Genomic DNA, 19279 nt, shown 5'->3' with positions numbered 1-19279 from the left:
GTCCAGCTTAGCCCTGTCTGCTGCTTGAGAGTCAGTGAAATCTGCTGAGTTCGCAGGCAAAAGCTCGCAGGCAAAAGAAAACCCGCACAAGGCGGGTTTCTTTTACGCGGCTTGGAGTTGCCGATCCATCGAAGCGATGCACTCGCGCATCTGCTCGCGGCACTGGGCAATCAACAGCGGCATGTCATCCAGGCTCAATCCAGCTGTAGGAATTGCCGGTAACGAGCGGATCAGAATCTTCCCACTGCGCCAACGGTTCAATCGCATGTGTTTAACGTAACTGCTGACACACACCGGAACAATCGGCACGCCGGCGGCAATGGCCATTTGAAAGGCGCCTTTCTTGAACGGCAGCAACTCTTCGCCCAGGTTGCGCGTGCCTTCCGGGAAGACCCAGATCGAAGTGTCTTCATTCTGTAACGTGTGGGTAGTGGTCAGCATCGACTGGCGCGCTTTCTGCGCATTGCCGCGATCGATCAGCACATTGCCCGCCAGCCAGAACAACTGACCAAACAGCGGCACCCACTTCAGACTCTTCTTGCCGATACATACAGTGCGGCGGGGCACCACGTTGCCGAACACAAACAGATCGTAGTTGGACTGGTGGTTGGCGATGATCACGCAGCTGTCGGGTTTATCCATCAGCGGTCCGACGTCGGCCTTCACCCGCAGACGCAAAATGCACATCGCCGGCCACGCATAAAGACGCGCACACAATCGGCTGTTGTCCGGATTGAACGGTCGGCACAGGCCGAGCATCACCCCAAGTACACCGGCCAGGATAAAGTGCAGGCCCATCAATAACATACGAAACACAAACAGCATTTACTGGCCCCACCGGGACAAAAGGTGGCGCAGTGTACGGATGTGCACTGTTTTCGGCAATTACCACAATAGAGGTGGGAGATGGGCGATGTTTGAGCGCATGTTTCCGACTTATGGGTCAGACGCGATCTAGAGCGGTTGTAGGCTTTTCAACGGAGCGCGTAAGAAAAAGCCCGACACGACGGTCGGGCTTTTCGGTGCGGCACGTTTGGGTTTAAACCAAAAAATCCTGATCCTGGATGATCGCGTTGTCCAGCCTCTCCAGCAGCGCTTTGCGCACTTTGAGCTTGGTGTTCTTGTGAGCGGTCATGTTGATCTTCTTCAACTGACGAGCCGCCGCCAGCGCCGCGCCTTGCAGCTCTTCGGCTGACACTACCAGGTCGAGGAACCCGGCATCCATGGCGCTCTGCGGATTAAACATCTCAGCGTTGATCACAGAGCGGTGGAACGCCGACTTGCGCAGACGGTCACGGGCCAGCTCGATACCGGCGTGGTGCATGGTCATGCCGATCTGCACTTCGTTCAAACCAATGGTGAACGGGCCGTCGACACCAATGCGGTAATCCACCGACAACAGCAGGAACGCGCCCTTGGCCACCGCATGCCCAGGGCACGCGACGATCACCGGGAATGGGTGCGCCAACAGACGACGGGCCAGCGTCGAACCGGCAGTCACCAGCGCCACGGCTTCTTTAGGGCCGGAGGTCATCACCTTCAAGTCATAACCGCCCGACAGAATCCCGGGCGTACCGGTAATGATCACCACCGCACGATCAGTCACCGCCTGATCCAGCGCGGTGTTAAACGCAGCAATCACGTCCGGAGAGATGGCATTGACCTTGCCATTGCTCAAGGTCAGGGTCGCGATACCGTCTTCGAGATGGTAGGAAATCAACTCACTCATGACGCTATTCCTTTCAATAAAGTAGGGCAGACGTTACCCACCGCCGCAGGCCAGGTAAAGCGCCGTGACTGACCGCCCAGTCACCCTTTCCCCGCCCGGCAAGCGCCGCCCGCCACGTCAGCCGCGCATTCCCCTCTATATAGATGCGGGCGCGAAGCCGGAGATTGGCGTGTTTGCCATGGACTGGAACCTGCTCGAACGACTAAAACGCTAAGCGCATGAAAATTCTGCAAAAAAAGTTTGCCATCGGAAAAGCTTTCGACTACATTAGCGCGCCTCGACAGACAGAACATGTTTGACGAGATACGGTGAAGTGTCCGAGTGGCTTAAGGAGCACGCCTGGAAAGTGTGTATACAAGAAATTGTATCGAGAGTTCGAATCTCTCCTTCACCGCCAAATTCGATGTAACCAAAACCCCTGATTTCGAGAGAAGTCAGGGGTTTTGTGGTTTCTGGCGTCTGGATTTCGTGGGTGGCATGTTATTGACCCAAGCCCATTGGCGGAGGTGCTTCCGAAATTTATGTAGGACGGGTGATAGGCATGTGGGAAGTAATGCTGGAAAGCCAGGTAGTTGGGTGCTTCCATAAGTTTTAGCACCTGACACGAGCCGTTTCGGAAGGGATATTCGCTTTGCGCCTTTTGAGGACACAATGAATCAACGGGCAAAGCACATGACGCGGCCTATTATCTGGAAGGTCGAACGCACGTTATGCAGGAATTCACCATGGAACAGGCAGAGCTGGAAAAGGTTCATGTGGAGATCGTCAAACTGATGGCTGAGCAGCGCAAGCTGAACGCCGAGGCCGGGAAGATGACCCGTGAAACTTTTTGGTATCCGGTGGCTGTGGCGACTGGGTTGATTGGCACGGTGGCCACTGTCACAACTGTGTTGGTCAAGCTGCTCTAATACCTTGGCGACGACTTTGCATCTCTTGGCTCCTTTTTCGGGACGATCTGTTCAATCCTCTGAAAAGCACGATCTTCAGTTTCTTCGTTTCACCTGTTGGACTACCCAAACCCTCTCGAATGGAATCGACACAATGTCTCACCCTCGCGCCGCTTCCCGCCGCATAGCTATTTCCCTCACCGCCGTGTTGCATCTACGAGTAATTATCCCCCGAGCCATGAAGAGGGAAATTTAATGATCACCACCACAACCCACACCATCGAAGGCCGACAAATCACCGCCTATCTGGACATCGTCAGTGCCGAGTCGGTGCAGGGTGTCAACGTTATCCGCGATATGTTCACCGGGATGCGGGATTTTTTCGGTGGGCGCTCTCAGACATTGGAGCGGGCGTTGAAGGAAGCAAGGATTCAGGCAACCGACGAGTTGAAGGAGCGTGCGCGGGAACTTCAGGCTGATGCGGTGGTGGGGCTTGATTATGAGATCAGCATGCCGGCCGGGAAGGGCGGGATGGTGGTGGTGTTCGTGACCGGGACGGCGGTGAAGTTGAGGTGAGTGAGTCACGAGGCCGTTCGTCGGGGATGCAATGATCTGAACTACAAGTCCGGTAATGACTGACTAGTCTCAAAAGCGTTGAAGGTCGATATTTTTAAGGCAAATAGGGCTTGCCGGTGTCGACCCTTTTTTGAGAGGGGAAAGGTATGGCTGATTCGTATATCGAAGACGACGGGTCTGAGTTTCCGATCAACAGTTGCGTGCAGTGTGGTCAAGCGGAGTACGTGTCGGGCTTTGGTGAAGATCGAACCCAGGTCGCCAAATTGAAATCCAAGGCGCCCCGAACTGTAAAGTCGAAATTCTTGCCCAAGAGGATGCCGTCTTCCAGGAAGTAACCGTCAACCGGACACCCCCCGCCATTGAGCGGGGTTTTTATTTTCACAAGGTTGGCTGTTGGGATTTTGACTACAGATGTACAACCCACTGTTGGTATTTTTTTTCACAAACTTTTCACACCTACCTACGTAGGCTCAACTCATCCGTTAGAAAGCAGTACCTGGCCCGTTCCCCAGCGGGCTTTTTTTTGCCTGTCATAAAACCTTTTCTAAAAACGCTGTCCAACCGTCGCCTATTGCGAGGTTGTACCCGTGCGTGTCTGGACTTTGTCTCCCCGAAAGCATTCAATCTCGCCCCTTTCGGTTACCCCTTTTTTTGAGGTTCTTGTCATGCGTTTAACACTGCCTGCTTTGGTTCTGGGGCTTTTGGTTGCTCAAGGTGCGATGGCTGCGGGTGATGGCACTGCCGCCCTCGGTGGTGGTTTGGGTGGCGCGCTGGGTAATGTGGTCGGCCAGAGCATGGGCGGCAGCACCGGGGCAGCGATTGGTGCTGGTGTAGCGGGCGCGGCCGGCAGTGCTGTTGCAGCACGCAAAGGCAGCCGCACTAAAGCAGCCATTGGTGGTGGTGTCGGCGCGGCCGGCGGTTCGGTCATTGGCAACAGCCTGGGCGGCAAAACCGGTTCCACCATCGGTGCAGGCTTGGGCGGCGCATTGGGCGGCGGCGTGGGCAGCAACCTGGCCAAAGGTCACAAGCGTCACTGATCTTGATCGATCAGCTCAAAAAGCCCGGCTTGATGCCGGGTTTTTCGTATCTGGATATTTCTTCTTCACGCTCTTTGACTCTACCGCTGTCCAACGATCAGCGTTGGTGTGATGAAAAAGCTAGACTCACGCCATCCGTAACGCGTTCTCTTACCCCCGATACGGAATTTAGAGGTTCATATCATGCGTTTGACATTGTCCACGTTGGTTCTGGGACTTTTGGTCGCTCAAGGTGCAATGGCCGCCGGTGACGGCACCGCTGCAGTTGGCGGTGGTATTGGCGGTGCGCTAGGTAACGTGGTCGGCCAGCAAATGGGCGGCAGCACGGGTGCCGCGATTGGCGCCGGTGTAGGCGGCGCGGCAGGTAGCGCGGTCGGCGCGAACAAAGGCAGTCGCACAGAAGCGGCTATTGGTGGTGGTCTGGGGTCGGCCGGTGGCTCGGTGATCGGCAATAGCCTCGGTGGTTCTACCGGTTCGACCATTGGCGCAGGCCTGGGCGGCGCGGCGGGTGGGGCGGTAGGCAACAACTTGGGTAGCGACAGCGGCAGTTCACATTCCGGTAGCGGCCACAAGCATAAGCATAAAAACAAGCACAAGAATAAACATCACTGATTCGACATCGAACTACACCAGAAACCCGGCCTAGCGCCGGGTTTTTCGTTTCTGGTCGTAGGATTCTGGAACGTTTGGTCGTCCGTCGCCTCGAACTTCATACACCCAGAATGTTGTGAGGTATGCCATGACTCCTGAAACCGAAGGCAAGGAAGAAAAAGGCACAAGCGGGCTTCCGTTCATTAACGATCCAGGAAACGAAGACCCAGGCTCACTGATGGATGACGCAACAGTGCCGCTCAATGATTCCGATGATGCGGGCGACGTCGGAAATGTTGAGTTCGAAGACGAGGAAGAGGACGAAGATTGACCTCGACCGATCGTCTCTCTGATCGAACGCAATGCATGGCGCAATCCTCGAAACTTCAGGGCCTGCTTTTCAGGCCCTTCGAGAGGTGCTTTATGAACGCTGATCCGAAAGACTCCGACATTGACGAAACTCCCGAATATCCGCTGCCTTCACCGACCGATCCCCTAAGTCGTGATCAACGTCCGCCTGATGACGACACGGCTGTAGAGCAGTTGCCGTCTGATGAAGTGAAGCGTGGGGATGTGGAAGGTCACCCTCACGACCCGGACATTGCCGGTGAAGACGGCTCAAACGAACCGATCTGAACTTACGCTGTGGCGCTGCGCCGCTCGTCGATTGTGCGGCACCTTAAAAAAGCGATGGCTGCCAGAGTTCAGGTACGCACCTTGTTAAAGGAGATACACCATGATCAGGTCAAAATTGACGGCCCTGACGGTGATCGGCGTGTTGTTGGCTGGTTCAATGTCGGCGTTTGCTCAGTCCTCCGGCAACGATGCACCTGTGGATAAGGGCGGGATGCCGCCTTATTCAGAAATGAATGCGGGTTCCGCGGACGAGAAGGCGCTTCCGCCTGGCACTATTAAGGGTGGGAATGGTGGTGATGCAAATGGAAGTAGCACCAGCCCGGAGAAGGGAAGCGGGGCGATGAGTGGTGGAGATTCGAGTGGGAGCGGTTCTGGGAGCGGGTCTGGAGGATCCGGTAGTTCTGGGGGTTAAGTTGTCAGGCATCTCAATTTGAAGCCCAGCAAATTGCTGGGCTTTCGTGGCGCCAAGATGGATTTTGACCGCAGAGAATAATCCTTGTTGATTATGTTTTGAACGGCGATCAGGGCGCTTAGCTCGATGGACATAATAAAAAGATCTGTCCATTTTGTTTTTTATTATTCCGCCTTTAGCGATTGTAGCCAGGTTTTATAAAATTCTTTCTGCTCTTCCAATGTTTGTGCAATATCATTTTCCTCGTAATTGAATATGTGAACTATGTCGTTGAATGTTGCGGGTTTTCCCATTGTTAGTTCGTATGCGACGAATCCACCACTCATTTGAGAACACATTCTGGATGGGGTTACATTAAGTTTGGATACTTTGCATAGGGATTTTATATGTGGAAGATCATGTCTGATTTTTGCCAGGCATAAGTAGAGATCTTCGCTTTCATATTTTTTACGGAAACCATTTTTCATTGTGAAGATTATAAATATTTTGGCAGCATCATATTGCAGTTGTGCCTGCTCCTTATGGCCGTCAATGACTATGGATATTTTGGTGGTTTCCATTTTATCTCCTGCTTGGGTTTGGCGTGGAGTTTTCTGAATCACCAGTACAGGCCTCAAGCTTCTGAAAAGTGCCATTCTTATCTTCTTTCCTCACGGTTTACCTCCCGTTGGATAGGATGAGGTGATCTGATCGTTTCTTTGATCACTTGCCATTCAACGCCATCAATTACCTTTTTGTGTTGGGTGATTTTAGGCAGATATAAGTCAGATTTATTCTGTAAGTGACTCAATCCATCGCTTGTAGTAATCCATTTGTTGTTGAATATCCTGTGTGATGTCGTTTTCTTCATAGTCGAAAATATTTACGATATCTTCCAGTTCGGCGGGTTTGCCCATGTGTAGTTCATATGCCACTACCCCAGCAGACATTTGCGATGACATACGTGAGGGGTAAACGTTGAGTTTGGCCCCTTTGCATAAAAAATTTGTTTCTGGAAAATCGGCTCGTAACAGTCCAAGGCATACGTAAATATCATGGGCTGTATATGTTTTTCTTAAGCCGTTTTCCAATATGTAAGTTAAGGTCCGGTTTTGTCGATCGCATTCGATAGCGGCCTTCTGAGTAACTCCGTGGGCGTTGATAGATATTTCTATTGTTTTCATGACTATTTCCTGCGCGGGTTAGGGGTTGAGTAGCCCTTATAGCTGCCATCGGCGTTGACGGGGGTAACGCCGAGGATGTCGTGGCTATCTATTCCTCCTGGAAACGCAATTTCAACCTCCTTGCGGTGAGGCGAAATCATGCCGAGCCTTTTATTCACATCTATTCCGCGAATGTTTTTTATTACATAGACGAAGCCATCATCAAAACCGTATCCCGTTGCGAACTTTATGGCCTCCTTTTCTGAGGTCGAAGTGCTGACAAAAAAACTGGGAGGGTTCCGGTTGTCCAAGGCATGTAAGTAGAGATCCATGCTGTCTCCCAAGGGCTCAAACCCCGCTTCAAAAATCTCCCAGTCTTCTCGGGAGTCTCCGCGGTACAAGTACCGATTTTTTGGTTTCGTGGATGGAGCGCCGGGCTCCCCCTCATCAACCCCAACCTTCCCCGACGGATCCTCATCCCCAAACGACGGCTTCTTACACCCATCCCCACCCGGACACTCACTCAACCCCAACGGATCAACCCACCCAGTCGGGTTCCGCGTGTACTGATACCCGTTTAACCCACCCGCCAACTTGCTCGGATCCGGCGTCAAATACCGTCCAACATCCGGATTGTAGTAGCGATGCCGGTTGTAATGCAGGCCAGTCTCCGCATCGAAATACTGCCCCTGAAACCTCAATGGCTGGTCAAGCACCTGATGGGTGTCGCGGTTGAGGCGAGTCAGGCGGCCATAGGCTGTGTACCGGGCGGCCCAGATGATGTCGCCGCTGTAGTCGGTGAGTTCTTGCGGTGTGCCGAGGTGGTCGAGTTGGTAGTAAAACGGGCAGGCCTTGCGTGGTCCTTTGCCGTCGAGCATGGCCAGTGGGCGGAAGCTGCCCGGTTCGTAGACGTAGCTGCGGTAATGCTCGCGGCTGCTTTCGGCGATGAGGTTGTCGCCTTGCCAGAAGAACTCGGTGGTTTTGCCGTCGACGGTTTTGCTGATGCGGCGGCCGAAGGCGTCGTAGCGGTAGCTGGCGCTGCGGCCGTCCGGGGTCGTGACGCCGACCAATCGGTGCTGGCAGTCGTAGCTGTACTCGGTGACCAGTTTTTGCCCGGTGCCGCGGCGCTCGCGGATGAGGTTGCCAAAGGCGTCGTAGTCGTAGTGGCGGTCGCCTTGCATGAACAGGCGATTGCCTTTGACGGTGGACGGGCCGGGACGATCCTGCATCAGCAGGTTGCCCGCCGGGTCGTGGGCGAAGGTTTCCGGTTGTTGATCGCGGGAGTGGCGGACGCGGATCAGGCGGTCGAGTGGATCGTATTGGTAGCTGCGTTGGCCATGACGGGTGTCGGCGAGGCTGTCGAGGTTGCCGTTGGCGCTGTAGGCATAGTCGCGGCGATACAGCGGTTGTTGCTGTTGGCTGCCGGCGTGAGCCTTCAGGCGACCCTGATCGTCGTAGGCATATTCGCTGAGCAACAGGCCTTGCTGGCGTTGCTGTTCGCGGCCGAAGGCGAAGTGGTGGGTGGTGAGTCGGGTGCCGTTGAGGTCGATGGCCGTCAGTGCACCGCCCTTGGCGTGGTGGTAATCGAGTTTGCTGTTGTCCGGCAGGCGCAGGCGATTGAGCTGGCCGCAGGTGTCGTAGGCATAGCGCAAAGTGCCCCAACCCTGATGCTCAGTGATCAGGCGATTCTGTTTGTCGTACTCGAACTCCAGCGGGTGATCGTTGCTGTCATCGACGCTGACCAACCGGCCGAGGCTGTCATAGCGATACTCGACGTTGACGCCATCGGGCAGGTTTTTGACCAGCAGTCGTCCAGCCGAATCCCGTTGGTAACTCGTAAACAGCTGCGAACCGTCCTCGCCAAACTCGGTTTTCTCCAGCAGATGGCCATTGAGGTCGTAGGCGTACGCCGTGCGTCGGCCATCGAAGCCGGTTTCCTGTCGGATCAATCCGTTGGGTGTGTAGTCCAGTCGATAGTGTTCGCCGGATTCGTTTTCGATTTCCGTCAGCAGTAGCTGCGCGTTGTCGTAGCGATAACGCAGTTGTGTCCCGTCAGGGTTGATCCGGCGACTGACCAAATGCAGGTCATCGTCGTACTCAAAACGGGTGACGCGGCCCAGTTCATCGCGTTCGGCGGTAATCTTGCCGTAGGCGTTGTAGCTGAACGCGCGGCTGGCGCCTGTAGGAAGCGTCGTCTGGATCAGTCGTCCAACGGCATCCCATTGGTAGTGAGTAACGGCGCCGTGTTCGTCCTGACGGGTAATCTGCCGCCCCAGCGCGTCGTAGGAAAACCGCCGCTGACCACCATCCGGCAACGTTTCTTCGAGCAGTTGTCCTAATGCATTCCACCCGAAGACATGCCGACTGTTGTCTGGATAACGGATCGACAGCACCCGTCCTTGAGCGTCGTAGTGATAGTGAGTGACATGACCGTCAGGATCGGTCGCTTCCGTGACGTCACCCTGAACATTGCGCTGAAACTTCCACACCGCTTTACCGCGATACCGCGTATGCAGGAAACCATTGCGATATTCGTAGGACGTTGGCTCGTCTTCGGGTGGAATCAGGGCAATCAGGCGCCCGATCTCGTCATAGCGGTATTGGGTAATCGCCCCTAACGGACCCTGCTCGGCAACCAATCGTCCCTTGTCGTCGTAGGCCTTGAGATGTTCACCTCCATCCAGGTTGACCCGGCGTACCAGCCGCGCCTTATCGTCATGGACATACACTTCCTCGCTGCCGTCGGCGTTTTTAACCACCACACTGGCGTTGTCATCCCAGACATAACGCGTGTCCATCTGCGAAAACGACGCCCAATGGCGGATACATCGGGCAGCCTTGCCGGACCTTTCCCACTCCCAGAAGAAACTCGCCCCACCGGCCAGTTGCCGCTGCAGAATCACGTGCTGCTCGTCGTAGTCGTAGCGCTCGCTTTCGCCGGCGGCATTGGTTGCTTCGATCAAGCGATGACAAGCGTCGTAGCGGTAGGCAACCAGCGTCTGCTCAGTACGCCAGGCGTCTTCCAGGGTGTCGGCCGGATGAAAACGCTGATACTCGACGGCGATCATATGCCGGCGCTCATAGCGCAATAGAAGGGAGCGCCCTGCGCCGTTATCGAGGCGCTTGATCCTGTCAGACGTGTCCCGCTGCACCGTCAGCCGATTGCCGTAGGCATCGCTGATCGCCGTCAGACGTCCAGCACGAAAGTGGAAAAATCGCGTTTTTTCGCCTGCCAGGGCGAGGATCAGTTCTTCCGGCTCGTCACCTAGATAAATCGCTGCCCGCGACAGGCTGTTGTGAATCGTCGGGCGCTCGATACTGGGTAACGGAAAGGTCGTACGACGGTTTTCGTGGTCGATCCAGATGACGGTGTCGCCATCGATTTCCAGGTGATGCGCGAGAGAATGACTCCAGCCAAATCCGAGCCCACAATCGATCTCCACCGCACTGGTGCGATAGAGCCGAATGAAGTCGAACGGCAAAATCCCGTCCAGCGCACCGTCGGTCAAGGTCAGCAGTTCCTCGCCCGTGACCATCGATACCGGACAGCCATTGGTACAGGTCAACGGTCCGCAATCGGCGCTGTCACCGTTGGGGTTCTTCGCCTGATCCGGGGCATCGTCGCGATGTTCCTGCCTGCCAATCCTGGTCATGGCTTCAGACTTGTCGCGAGCAATGGCCACCGGATTCTTCACCAACAAAACCGACGCACCCCCCGCAGTGATCTGCAATGACACGGCGGGCGCAGGTTTGATCGGTGCATTCCGGGCATTGACCATCAGCGGTTTGAGCGCGCCAGCGTGGGCTGTCCGGTCGGACCTGGCGGTGAGCTCAGCCAATCGCAAAGTGGCGGCCGCCAGCCATTGCCGGGTCTGCGGGGACTTGATCCTGGACAGCACCTTCTCACTCAGACGCAATTCCAGTCCTGCAGGACCGGTAAGGCACATGAGTAAGAAACTGATCAATATCTCCGTACGAATTTCCGCCACGACCTCGGCGATGTACTGCGGCGGAAGCATCCTCAGCCAACTGGTGAACGCCGCGAGATGAATGAACATCAACGGCTCGTCGCTCAGCATCAGCAACACATTGGCGATGGACTCCGCCGAAGCGTTCAACAGCGTTTCAAGTTCGGATCGGGTCAGGTATTCAAGGAGTTTTTCGCTGTTGGCCTGCAGGTCCGCGATCAGGGCATAAATCTGTTTCACGTCATCCCACAAACCGTTCAGCGAGTTCTCGAAGCCGCGCCAGTCGGCCTTTTGCAGCATGCCGTAGCGCTTGATGAAACCGGCCTGGGAGAACCCGGCCCACGCTGGTTCGAACTCGGTCGTCCATTCGCTGCGCAACCAGCGTTCCAGCTCGCCGATGACGCCCTGATAGGAGGCGTAAAGTGCTTTGACGTGATCAGCGGATACATCGGGAAAGAAGGTGATGCGATAACGCTGGCCGCGCTGGCAATCGGGGATTTCCAGGATGCCGCTGGGGCCGATTTCGTCGTAGATCGGCTCGCCAAACGTCTGCTCACCCGCCACGTCGGAAAGCAAAGGTTCAAGCATCACCGGCGTATTGCCGATCGGCACGAAACGCGCTGCCTCAAACATATGCACCAGGGTCAACGGACCGCTGGCCGGGCACGCGGCGACTGTCGCACTGACAGGCGTGGTCGAATGCTTCGGCGCGCTTAGACGGACTTCATTGCCGACCTTGAACACTTGCTCGACATCCAGTGCCCTACCGGTCCAGAAGCTTTCAGCCCAGGTGTCGTAGTCATTGAGGCAGAGCCGAAAGTCATCGAGCAGCGCTTCGACATTCGGCTGCTCAGGGTCCATGGCGGCGACCACCAGCAGCCCGATGGTGTTGTTCAAGGCCAGGAGGTTGTCAGGTATGAACATTCGCAGTCCCTCGCGCGGATCAATTCAGAGCGCGAGACTTTGCGTGGGATCGGCGGGGAAAGAAGTCGGGAAAGTAAGTGTTTGGTGTAGGGGAAATCGCTAAATGACGGAGAGCACTTCGGCGCAGGTTTTAGTACCGATCAGGCATTGCCCGTTGCCCTATGCCCGCCGCGCTCGCTATGCTGCTGAATCCTTTAATCGATCGCGGACCCGGCCGTACCTGAGCCGCCTCTGGGATGTCATTAGAAAACGGATCAGATGCGATGAATGCACCACTGAATGAATTCGGCCCGATCAAGGCCGTGATTTTCGATATGGACGGCTTGTTGCTGGACACCGAGGGCATTTACACCGAGGTCACGTCCATGATTGCCGCGCGTTACGGTCGCGTCTTCGACTGGAGCGTCAAACAGAACATCATCGGCCGTGGCGCGGGTGATCTGGCGCGTTATGTGGTCGAGGCGCTGGACCTGCCGATTACCGCCGAAGAGTTTCTGGTGATTCGCGAACCGCTGATGCGCGAGCGTTTTCCTAAAGCGCTGGCGATGCCTGGCGCGCAGGAGCTGGTTCGACACTTGAAGGCCAACAACATTCCGATCGCGGTGGGCACCAGTTCTTCGCGTCAGTCGTTTGGCCAGAAAACCACCTTGCACCGCGACTGGTTCGCGCTGTTCGATTTCATCGTGACGGCTGACGATCCGGAAGTCGGCGCGGCCAAACCGGCGCCGGACATCTTCCTCACGGCGGCGCGACGCCTGGGTGTCGCGCCCGAGGATTGCCTGGTGTTCGAGGATTCGCCGTTCGGTGTCACGGCGGCGAAAGCGGCCGGGATGACCGCGATTGCGATCCCGGATGCGGCGATGGCTGACGAAAAATACGCACACGCCGATGGCATTCTTCGTACGTTGAAAGCGTTCAAACCGAGCGCTTGCGGTTTGCCAGCGCTCGAATGGGCTTGATACAGAAAATGTGGGAGCGAGCCTGCTCGCGAAGGCGGTGTGTCAGGCGGCATTGATGTCGTCTGATATTCCCTCTTCGCGAGCAGGCTCGCTCCCACATTTGATTTGCGTTTGGCTGACCCGTATCAGGCGCCGAAACCACCGTCGATGGTCAGGCTGGCACCGGTGATGTAGGCGGCTTCGGGACTGACGAGGTAGGCGACGAAACTGGCGATTTCTTCCGCTTTACCGTAACGACCTACCGCCATCAACGGGATCAGGCTTTCGGCGAAGTCACCACTGGCCGGGTTCATGTCAGTGTCGACCGGGCCCGGTTGCACGTTGTTGATGGTGATGCCGCGCGGGCCGAGGTCGCGGGACAGGCCTTTGGTCAGGCCGACCAGCGCCGCTTTGCTCATGGCGTACGGGCCGCCACCGGCGAAGGGCATGCGGTCGGCGTTGGTGCTGCCGATGTTTATGATCCGACCGCCTTCGGTCATGTGTTTAGCAGCGGCCTGAGTGGCGATGAATACGCTGCGCACGTTGATCGCGAGGGTCTGGTCGAAGTCTTCGAGTTTGAAATCTTCCAGCGGTGCAACAGCCAGCACGCCAGCGTTGTTGACCAGAATGTCCAGGCGACCAAAGGCTTTTACGGTGGCGGTCACGGCGTTGCGGATGGCCTCGGCGTCGGCGCTGTCAGCCTTGATCGCGAGGGCTTTGCCGCCGTTACCGGTGATGCTGTTTTGCAATTCTTCGGCTTTGGCCGTGGAGCTGACGTAGGTGAAGGCAACTGTCGCGCCTTCAGCGGCCAGGCGTTTGACAATGGCGGCGCCGATACCGCGGGATCCGCCTTGAATCAAAGCCACTTTGCCGCTGAGGTTCTGAGTAGTCATATCGATCTCCAAAGTCCCGAGGCGAGATGTCTCGGTTGATGGAGCCTAGTATTGATTCAGGATTAGAGTCTGTGTAGACGGTAATTGCGATAGTCTGTGTAAACCAAAAGTTTATAGTGGCGCTTATGGAAACCTTCAGCAGTATCGAATGCTTCGTGCGCAGTGCCGAGGTCGGCAGCTTCGCCGAAGCCGCGCGCCGCCTGAGTCTGACCCCCGCGGCGGTGGGCAAGAGTGTTGCCAAACTTGAGGCGCGGCTGGGTGTGCGGCTGTTTCAGCGCAGCACTCGCAGCCTGACGCTCACTGAAGCGGGTCATCGGTTTCTCGGCGAAGTGAGTTCCAGTCTTCACACGATCCAGAATGCCGTGGCCAATCTGGCCAGCGCCGAGGGGCTACCAGCGGGGACGTTGAAGGTCAGCATGGGCACGGTGTTCGGGCGTTTGTACATCGTGCCGTTGCTCGGGGAATTTCTGCGACGCTTTCCGGCGATCAACCCGGACTGGCATTTCGATAATCGTCAGGTCGATCTGATCGCTCAGGGTTTCGATGCGGCGATTGGTGGGGGATTCGAGCTGCCGCAGGGGGTGGTGGCGCGCAAGCTGACACCGGCCCATCGGGTGTTGGTGGCGTCAGCTGACTACCTTGCGAGGCGTGAGGTGATTGCCGAGCCCGATGATCTGAAGCATCACGATGGCATCCTGATTCGGTCGCCGCAGACGGGACGTGTGCGTTCCTGGCAATTGACCAGTCACACCCAGCAACACAGCCCGCTGACGCTCAAGGCGCGAATGACCATGAGTGATTCGGAGGCGGCCTGCGCCACGGCCGCCCAAGGGTTGGGCATTGCGCTGGTGAGCATGCCGTTTGCCGTGGGCTATCTGGAGGCCGGGAACTTGCAGCGGGTGCTGCCGGACTGGTACGTCGACGATGGCAACATTTCCATCTATTACGCTGAACACAAACTGCTGCCCGGCAAGACCCGGGCGTTTGTGGATTTCATCATTGAGCAGTTTGCGGAGCAGGGGTTGGGGTCGCGGTTTAGTGCTCTTTGAGCCTGGCTTGAGACCGCGTTATCGTTCATCGCGAGCCTGCTCGCGATGAACGATAACGCGGTCTACCTGCCAAACCGCCCGGGCCACCCGATAATTTTCTTCGGTCGCGGTGTCGCATAAGTCCGCACTTTGGACGTCGACAACCCCAACCGCACCAACGACTCGGCAATCGTTACCGCCGCCGTCACACCATCCACCACCGGCACGCCAGTGCGCCGGCGAATCTGTTCATCCAGCCCGGCCATGCCGCCGCAGCCCAGGCAAATCACCTCGGCCTTGTCTTCAAGCACGGCCAATTCCGCCTGACGAATAATTGCCTCCAGCGCACGCTCAGGATCGGATTCCAGTTCCAGCACCGCCAAACCACTGGCCCGCACCGATGCGCAACGGTCCCAGAGTCCGGACAGTTTGAGGCGATCCTCGATCAGCGGCACGGTGCGGTCCAGCGTGGTGACCACCGAGTAGGCATGGCCGAGGAACATGGCGGTGCTGGCCGCCGCATCGGTGATGTCCACCACCGGCACGTTGAGCAACTCCTGCAAACCCTCGCGGCCGTGTTCGCCGTAACCGGCCTGGATCACGGCGTCGAAGGGTTGGTCGTAAGCCATCACCCGATCCATCACCGCGATGGCGGCCAGATAACTTTCGAAATTGCCTTCGATGGAGTCAGCACCGAAGTAGGGCGTCAGGCCGATGATTTCCGTGCCCGGCGCGGCCACGGACTGAGCCGAACGCGCGATGGCCTGGGTGATGGATTCGGTGGTGTTGACGTTGACCACGAGAATTCGCATGGGAAGTCCTTATAGCGGGTGGTTCTGCGGCCCGACGGTGCCGGGCCGCCAAGGGATTAATGGCTGACGTTATCGACCGCGATGGCTTCACCGCTGACGTCTGCGTAATGAGGTTGCCGTTTGGCGATGATCAGGTAGAGCATCCCGGCAATCCCGGCACCAATCAGCCAGGAGAAGGGCGATACGCTGTCGAAGCCCGGTACCAGTGCCAGGATGATGGCGATCAACGCGGCAGGAATGAACGCCGCGACGGCGCGTAAATTGACTCCGTGGCTGTAGTAATAAGGACCGTTGGGATCCTCGCTGTACAACTGCGGTACGTTGACCTGACCTTTTCGTACAAACCAGTAGTCGACCATGATCACGCCGTACAACGGGCCGAGCAGGGCACCGAGGCCGGACAGGAAATACACGATCACCAACGGGCTGTTGTAGAGGTTCCACGGCAGGATCAGCACCGCGATGGTCGCGCTGATCAGCCCGGCGCGGCGGAACGTCAGGTACTTCGGCGCCAGGTTGCTCAGTACGAAGGCCGGGGCGACGAAGTTGGCCATGATGTTCACCGCCACGGTGACGATCAAGAACGCCAGGCAGCCGAGCACCAGAAAGAAGGTGTTGGGGATCGAGGCAATGATCTCGGTCGGGCTTTCGATGATCCGTCCATTGATCTGAAATTGCGCGCCGCAGAGCAGGACGGTGATGCTGGCGAACACCAGAATATTCACCGGCAGGCCCCAGAAATTGCCGACCTTGATGGTCTTGCGGCACGGTGACGAGCGAGCGAAGTCGCAGAAGTTGAGGATCAGCGTGCCGTAGATCGACAGCCACAACGCACCACCGGCAAAGATGTTGCGCCACATCTCACCGCCGGTCAGTGGTTCGCGGATCGACCAGGCGATGGTCGCGTTTGCCTGAAAGTACATCCACGCGGCGAGGGCGGCGACGGTCAGCAGAATCACTGGCCCGGCGAACGCCTCGTAACGCCGCACCATCTCCATGCCATAGGCGAGAATCGCCAGTTGCACGAACCAGATCGCCACAAAGCACACCCAGCCCAGGCTCGATAGACCGAGGATCGAGTCATGGTCGTAGTCAGCGAAGCCTGGATGAACCGCTGTCAGCAGTACCCGAAAGACCACCGAGGCCAGGTATGTCTGAATCCCGAACCAGGCGATGGCGATAACGGCGCGGATCAATGCAGGAAACTGCGCCCCGTGAATGCCGAAACTGATCCGGCTGATGACAGGAAACGGCACGCCGGTCTTTTGCCCCATGTAACCGGAGAGGTTCATGAAGCTATACACCAACGCCGCACCGATCCCCAGGGACAGCAGGATTTGCCATCCGCCCAGTCCGAGGGCATACAGCCCGATGGCGAATGAGTAATTGGCGATGTTGTGAACGTCGTTGGTCCACAGGGCGAAGATGCTGTAGCGGCCCCAGCGTCGACCTTCGGCTTTGGTCGGCGCCAGGTCCTTGTTGTGCAGGCGAGGGCTGAGTACGACGGGTTCTTGAAACGTTTGGTCGTGAGGGGTTGAAGTGGGAGGGAAGGAGGGCAGATCCAGCGCGATGTTGGTATTGGAGAGGCTAGTACGCATTCCGGCAGGCTCCGAGCTTGGCGTCGCGATGACTGTGCATGAGCGTTGGCTCGACAAATCTTCGTCGCGGGCAGTCAGCATCATTGGTTACGGGCATCTGCAGCCTGTACGGGATAGGGCGCTTCAGGCTTGCGGATCTAAAGTGTGTGTATGTTTTGATGTGATTGTATACAAAACATGTATGCACTTAAGCCAGATCCATGCCAGTCAGCGATCTATGAATTTTGCCGCTAATTTCGTTTTGTTATCGGTATGCGATAAGTAACTGAAATAAAGGCGATATAAATTGACTGTTTGAACAGGTATTAATTTTTCAGCGGGATTTGTACGAAAGGTCGACTGAGGAAGTCAGGGCAGGGGCGTGTAACTTTTTGGGGCGCTGAAATGAAAAGTGCACACACAAATGGCACCTATGGTGACATTAGTGTGTACACATTTTCGAGGCTGGAGGTTATGCCTTGGATTTGCTGATGATGTTGCCCGCATGCAGACCGCATTCTTTTTGCGTCGCTTCTTCCCACCACCAACGACCTTCGCGCTCGTGCTGGTTCGGCAACACCGGACGGGTGCAGGGCTCGCAGCCGATGCTGATGAACCCGCGTTCGTGCAGGCTGTTGTATGGCAGCTCCAGCATGCGGATGTAACCCCAGATCTCTTCACTGGTCATTTGCGCGAGCGGGTTGAATTTGTACAGGGTGCGTTCCGGGGTGGAGAACGCGGTGTCGATTTCCAGCACCGCGACGGCGCTGCGTGTCCCAGGGCTCTGATCCCGACGCTGGCCGGTGGCCCAGGCCGTCACTCCCGAGAGCTTGCGACGTAGTGGCTCGATCTTGCGGATGCCGCAGCATTCGCCATGGCCGTCCTTGTAGAAACTGAACAGGCCTTTTTCCTTCACGAAAGGTTCGAGCTTGGTGTAGTCCGGCGACACCAGTTCGATGTCGATCTTGTAGTGCTCGCGCACCTGATCGATGAAGCGGTAGGTCTCGGGGTGCAAGCGGCCGGTGTCGAGGCTGAACACTTTGACGTTCTTGTTCAGTTTCCAGGCCATGTCCACCAGCACCACGTCTTCGGCACCGCTGAAAGATATCCACAGGTCATCGCCAAACTCGGCGAACGCGAGTTTCAGGATGTCCTGTGCGGATTTGTTGGCATAGGTCGTGGCGAGTTCCACGACGTCGAACGTTGGGCTCATCAGGGCGGCTTCCTACAGGTCGGTGGCGCTGGGCGCTCTATATGGGTCTGATGGTAACAAAATCCTGCAGCCGCTGGCGCGCCCTCTGCGTTGCACCGGCCGGCCTGAGTCGCTAGAGTTCGGCAGTCCTTTTGCTCGCTCGACTCAATAATCAATACAAATGGGAGTGTCTTGTGGAAATTGCCTGTCTGGATCTTGAAGGTGTACTGGTCCCGGAAATCTGGATCGCCTTCGCCGAAAAAACCGGGATTGAATCCCTCAGGGCTACCACCCGGGACATCCCCGACTACGACGTGCTGATGAAGCAGCGTCTGCGGATTCTCGACGAGCACGGCTTGAAACTCACCGACATCCAGGAAGTGATCGCCACGCTCAAGCCGCTGGATGGCGCCATCGAGTTCGTCAACTGGCTGCGTGAGCGCTTTCAGGTGGTGATTCTGTCGGACACGTTCTACGAGTTCTCCCAGCCGTTGATGCGTCAACTGGGCTTCCCGACCTTGCTCTGTCATCGTCTGATTACTGACGATTCCGGTCGGGTGACGAGCTATCAGTTGCGTCAGAAAGATCCCAAGCGCCAGTCGGTTTTGGCCTTCAAGAGCCTTTACTACCGGGTGATCGCGGCGGGGGATTCCTACAACGACACCACGATGCTGGGTGAGGCGGATGCGGGGATTCTGTTCCATGCGCCGGACAATGTGATTCGCGAGTTTCCGCAGTTCCCGGCGGTGCACAGCTTTGAAGAGCTGAAGCAGGAGTTCATCAAGGCTTCGAATCGGGCGTTGAGTTTGTAAACCGATACCTGTGGCGAGGGGCTTGCCCCCGTTGGGTCGCGGAGCGGCCCCAAAATCGGACACCGCGAGTTTTCAGATGCAACGCATATGCCGGTTTACGACTGCTGCGCAACCGAACGGGGCGA

Annotated in this window: 18 protein-coding genes and 1 tRNA gene; 10 read left to right on the top strand and 9 right to left on the bottom strand. The window is 56.7% G+C overall.

What is annotated here, in order from left to right; all coding sequences use genetic code 11:
- Positions 1-102: 102 nt before the first annotated feature.
- Both ACA056_RS20015 and ACA056_RS20010 read right to left on the bottom strand, forming a co-directional pair.
- Positions 103-825: a 1-acylglycerol-3-phosphate O-acyltransferase gene (locus ACA056_RS20015; RefSeq protein ID WP_497267184.1), complete on the bottom strand. Its 723-nt coding sequence runs from the start codon at positions 823-825 to the stop codon at positions 103-105.
- A gap of 214 nt (positions 826-1039) precedes the next feature.
- Complete coding sequence (locus tag ACA056_RS20010) at positions 1040-1729, bottom strand: crotonase/enoyl-CoA hydratase family protein (protein ID WP_497267182.1); 690 nt, start codon at positions 1727-1729, stop codon at positions 1040-1042.
- A gap of 307 nt (positions 1730-2036) precedes the next feature.
- Between ACA056_RS20010 and ACA056_RS20005 the strand changes: the two genes are divergently transcribed.
- From ACA056_RS20005 to ACA056_RS19975, 7 genes are all read left to right on the top strand, one after another.
- A tRNA-Ser gene (locus tag ACA056_RS20005) sits at positions 2037-2126 on the top strand.
- A 328-nt stretch (positions 2127-2454) separates the two neighbouring features.
- Complete coding sequence (locus ACA056_RS20000) at positions 2455-2637, top strand: hypothetical protein (protein WP_082459027.1); 183 nt, start codon at positions 2455-2457, stop codon at positions 2635-2637.
- A gap of 234 nt (positions 2638-2871) precedes the next feature.
- A complete protein-coding gene (locus ACA056_RS19995; protein ID WP_497267180.1) occupies positions 2872-3192 on the top strand; it encodes a YbjQ family protein in 321 nt (106 codons plus the stop codon).
- Between the two features lie 665 nt (positions 3193-3857).
- Positions 3858-4229 carry a hypothetical protein gene (locus tag ACA056_RS19990; RefSeq protein WP_017337435.1) on the top strand — a complete coding sequence of 124 codons (372 nt, stop codon included), beginning with the start codon at positions 3858-3860 and terminating at the stop codon, positions 4227-4229.
- Positions 4230-4412: 183 nt separating this feature from the next.
- The gene (locus ACA056_RS19985; protein ID WP_497267178.1) at positions 4413-4841 is read left to right on the top strand and encodes a glycine zipper domain-containing protein; all 429 of its coding nucleotides are present in this window, start codon (positions 4413-4415) and stop codon (positions 4839-4841) included.
- 127 nt (positions 4842-4968) lie between these two features.
- Positions 4969-5151, top strand: coding sequence for a hypothetical protein (locus tag ACA056_RS19980; RefSeq protein WP_497267176.1), 183 nt, complete (start codon positions 4969-4971; stop codon positions 5149-5151).
- Positions 5152-5243: 92 nt separating this feature from the next.
- The gene (locus tag ACA056_RS19975) at positions 5244-5456 is read left to right on the top strand and encodes a hypothetical protein (RefSeq protein WP_497267174.1); all 213 of its coding nucleotides are present in this window, start codon (positions 5244-5246) and stop codon (positions 5454-5456) included.
- Positions 5457-6032: 576 nt separating this feature from the next.
- On the opposite strand, the gene ACA056_RS19970 is transcribed toward ACA056_RS19975, so the two are convergent.
- The 3 genes from ACA056_RS19970 to ACA056_RS19960 form a co-directional block, all read right to left on the bottom strand.
- Positions 6033-6503 (bottom strand): hypothetical protein, encoded by a 471-nt coding sequence (locus ACA056_RS19970; RefSeq protein WP_497267173.1) that lies wholly within the window; start codon positions 6501-6503, stop codon positions 6033-6035.
- A 135-nt stretch (positions 6504-6638) separates the two neighbouring features.
- On the bottom strand, positions 6639-7031 hold the full coding sequence (locus ACA056_RS19965; RefSeq protein ID WP_497267171.1) for a hypothetical protein: 393 nt from the start codon (positions 7029-7031) through the stop codon (positions 6639-6641).
- Positions 7032-7033: 2 nt separating this feature from the next.
- The gene (locus tag ACA056_RS19960; RefSeq protein WP_497267169.1) at positions 7034-11902 is read right to left on the bottom strand and encodes an RHS repeat-associated core domain-containing protein; all 4869 of its coding nucleotides are present in this window, start codon (positions 11900-11902) and stop codon (positions 7034-7036) included.
- Between the two features lie 263 nt (positions 11903-12165).
- Here ACA056_RS19960 and ACA056_RS19955 point away from each other — a divergent pair, with 263 nt between their 5' ends.
- Positions 12166-12861 carry an HAD-IA family hydrolase gene (locus ACA056_RS19955; RefSeq protein ID WP_497267167.1) on the top strand — a complete coding sequence of 232 codons (696 nt, stop codon included), beginning with the start codon at positions 12166-12168 and terminating at the stop codon, positions 12859-12861.
- A 125-nt stretch (positions 12862-12986) separates the two neighbouring features.
- Here the strand turns inward: ACA056_RS19955 and ACA056_RS19950 are convergent, their stop codons facing one another.
- Positions 12987-13733, bottom strand: coding sequence for a 3-oxoacyl-ACP reductase family protein (locus ACA056_RS19950; RefSeq protein ID WP_497267165.1), 747 nt, complete (start codon positions 13731-13733; stop codon positions 12987-12989).
- 125 nt (positions 13734-13858) lie between these two features.
- Here ACA056_RS19950 and ACA056_RS19945 point away from each other — a divergent pair, with 125 nt between their 5' ends.
- On the top strand, positions 13859-14782 hold the full coding sequence (locus ACA056_RS19945; protein WP_497267163.1) for a LysR family transcriptional regulator: 924 nt from the start codon (positions 13859-13861) through the stop codon (positions 14780-14782).
- A 62-nt stretch (positions 14783-14844) separates the two neighbouring features.
- Here the strand turns inward: ACA056_RS19945 and ACA056_RS19940 are convergent, their stop codons facing one another.
- From ACA056_RS19940 to ACA056_RS19930, 3 genes are all read right to left on the bottom strand, one after another.
- On the bottom strand, positions 14845-15573 hold the full coding sequence (locus ACA056_RS19940; RefSeq protein ID WP_033055712.1) for an aspartate/glutamate racemase family protein: 729 nt from the start codon (positions 15571-15573) through the stop codon (positions 14845-14847).
- Between the two features lie 56 nt (positions 15574-15629).
- Positions 15630-17171 (bottom strand): NCS1 family nucleobase:cation symporter-1, encoded by a 1542-nt coding sequence (locus ACA056_RS19935; RefSeq protein WP_497267160.1) that lies wholly within the window; start codon positions 17169-17171, stop codon positions 15630-15632.
- A gap of 451 nt (positions 17172-17622) precedes the next feature.
- Positions 17623-18363, bottom strand: a complete 741-nt coding sequence (locus ACA056_RS19930; RefSeq protein WP_008027340.1) for a phosphoadenylyl-sulfate reductase — start codon at positions 18361-18363, stop codon at positions 17623-17625.
- 173 nt (positions 18364-18536) lie between these two features.
- Between ACA056_RS19930 and thrH the strand changes: the two genes are divergently transcribed.
- On the top strand, positions 18537-19154 hold the full coding sequence (gene thrH, locus ACA056_RS19925; RefSeq protein WP_056744191.1) for a bifunctional phosphoserine phosphatase/homoserine phosphotransferase ThrH: 618 nt from the start codon (positions 18537-18539) through the stop codon (positions 19152-19154).
- Positions 19155-19279 lie beyond the last annotated feature (125 nt).

The organism is Pseudomonas sp. LBUM1666, from assembly GCF_059695775.1.
The sequence above is the reverse complement of the archived record's forward strand: the minus strand, read 5'-3'. Positions and strand labels throughout refer to the sequence as shown.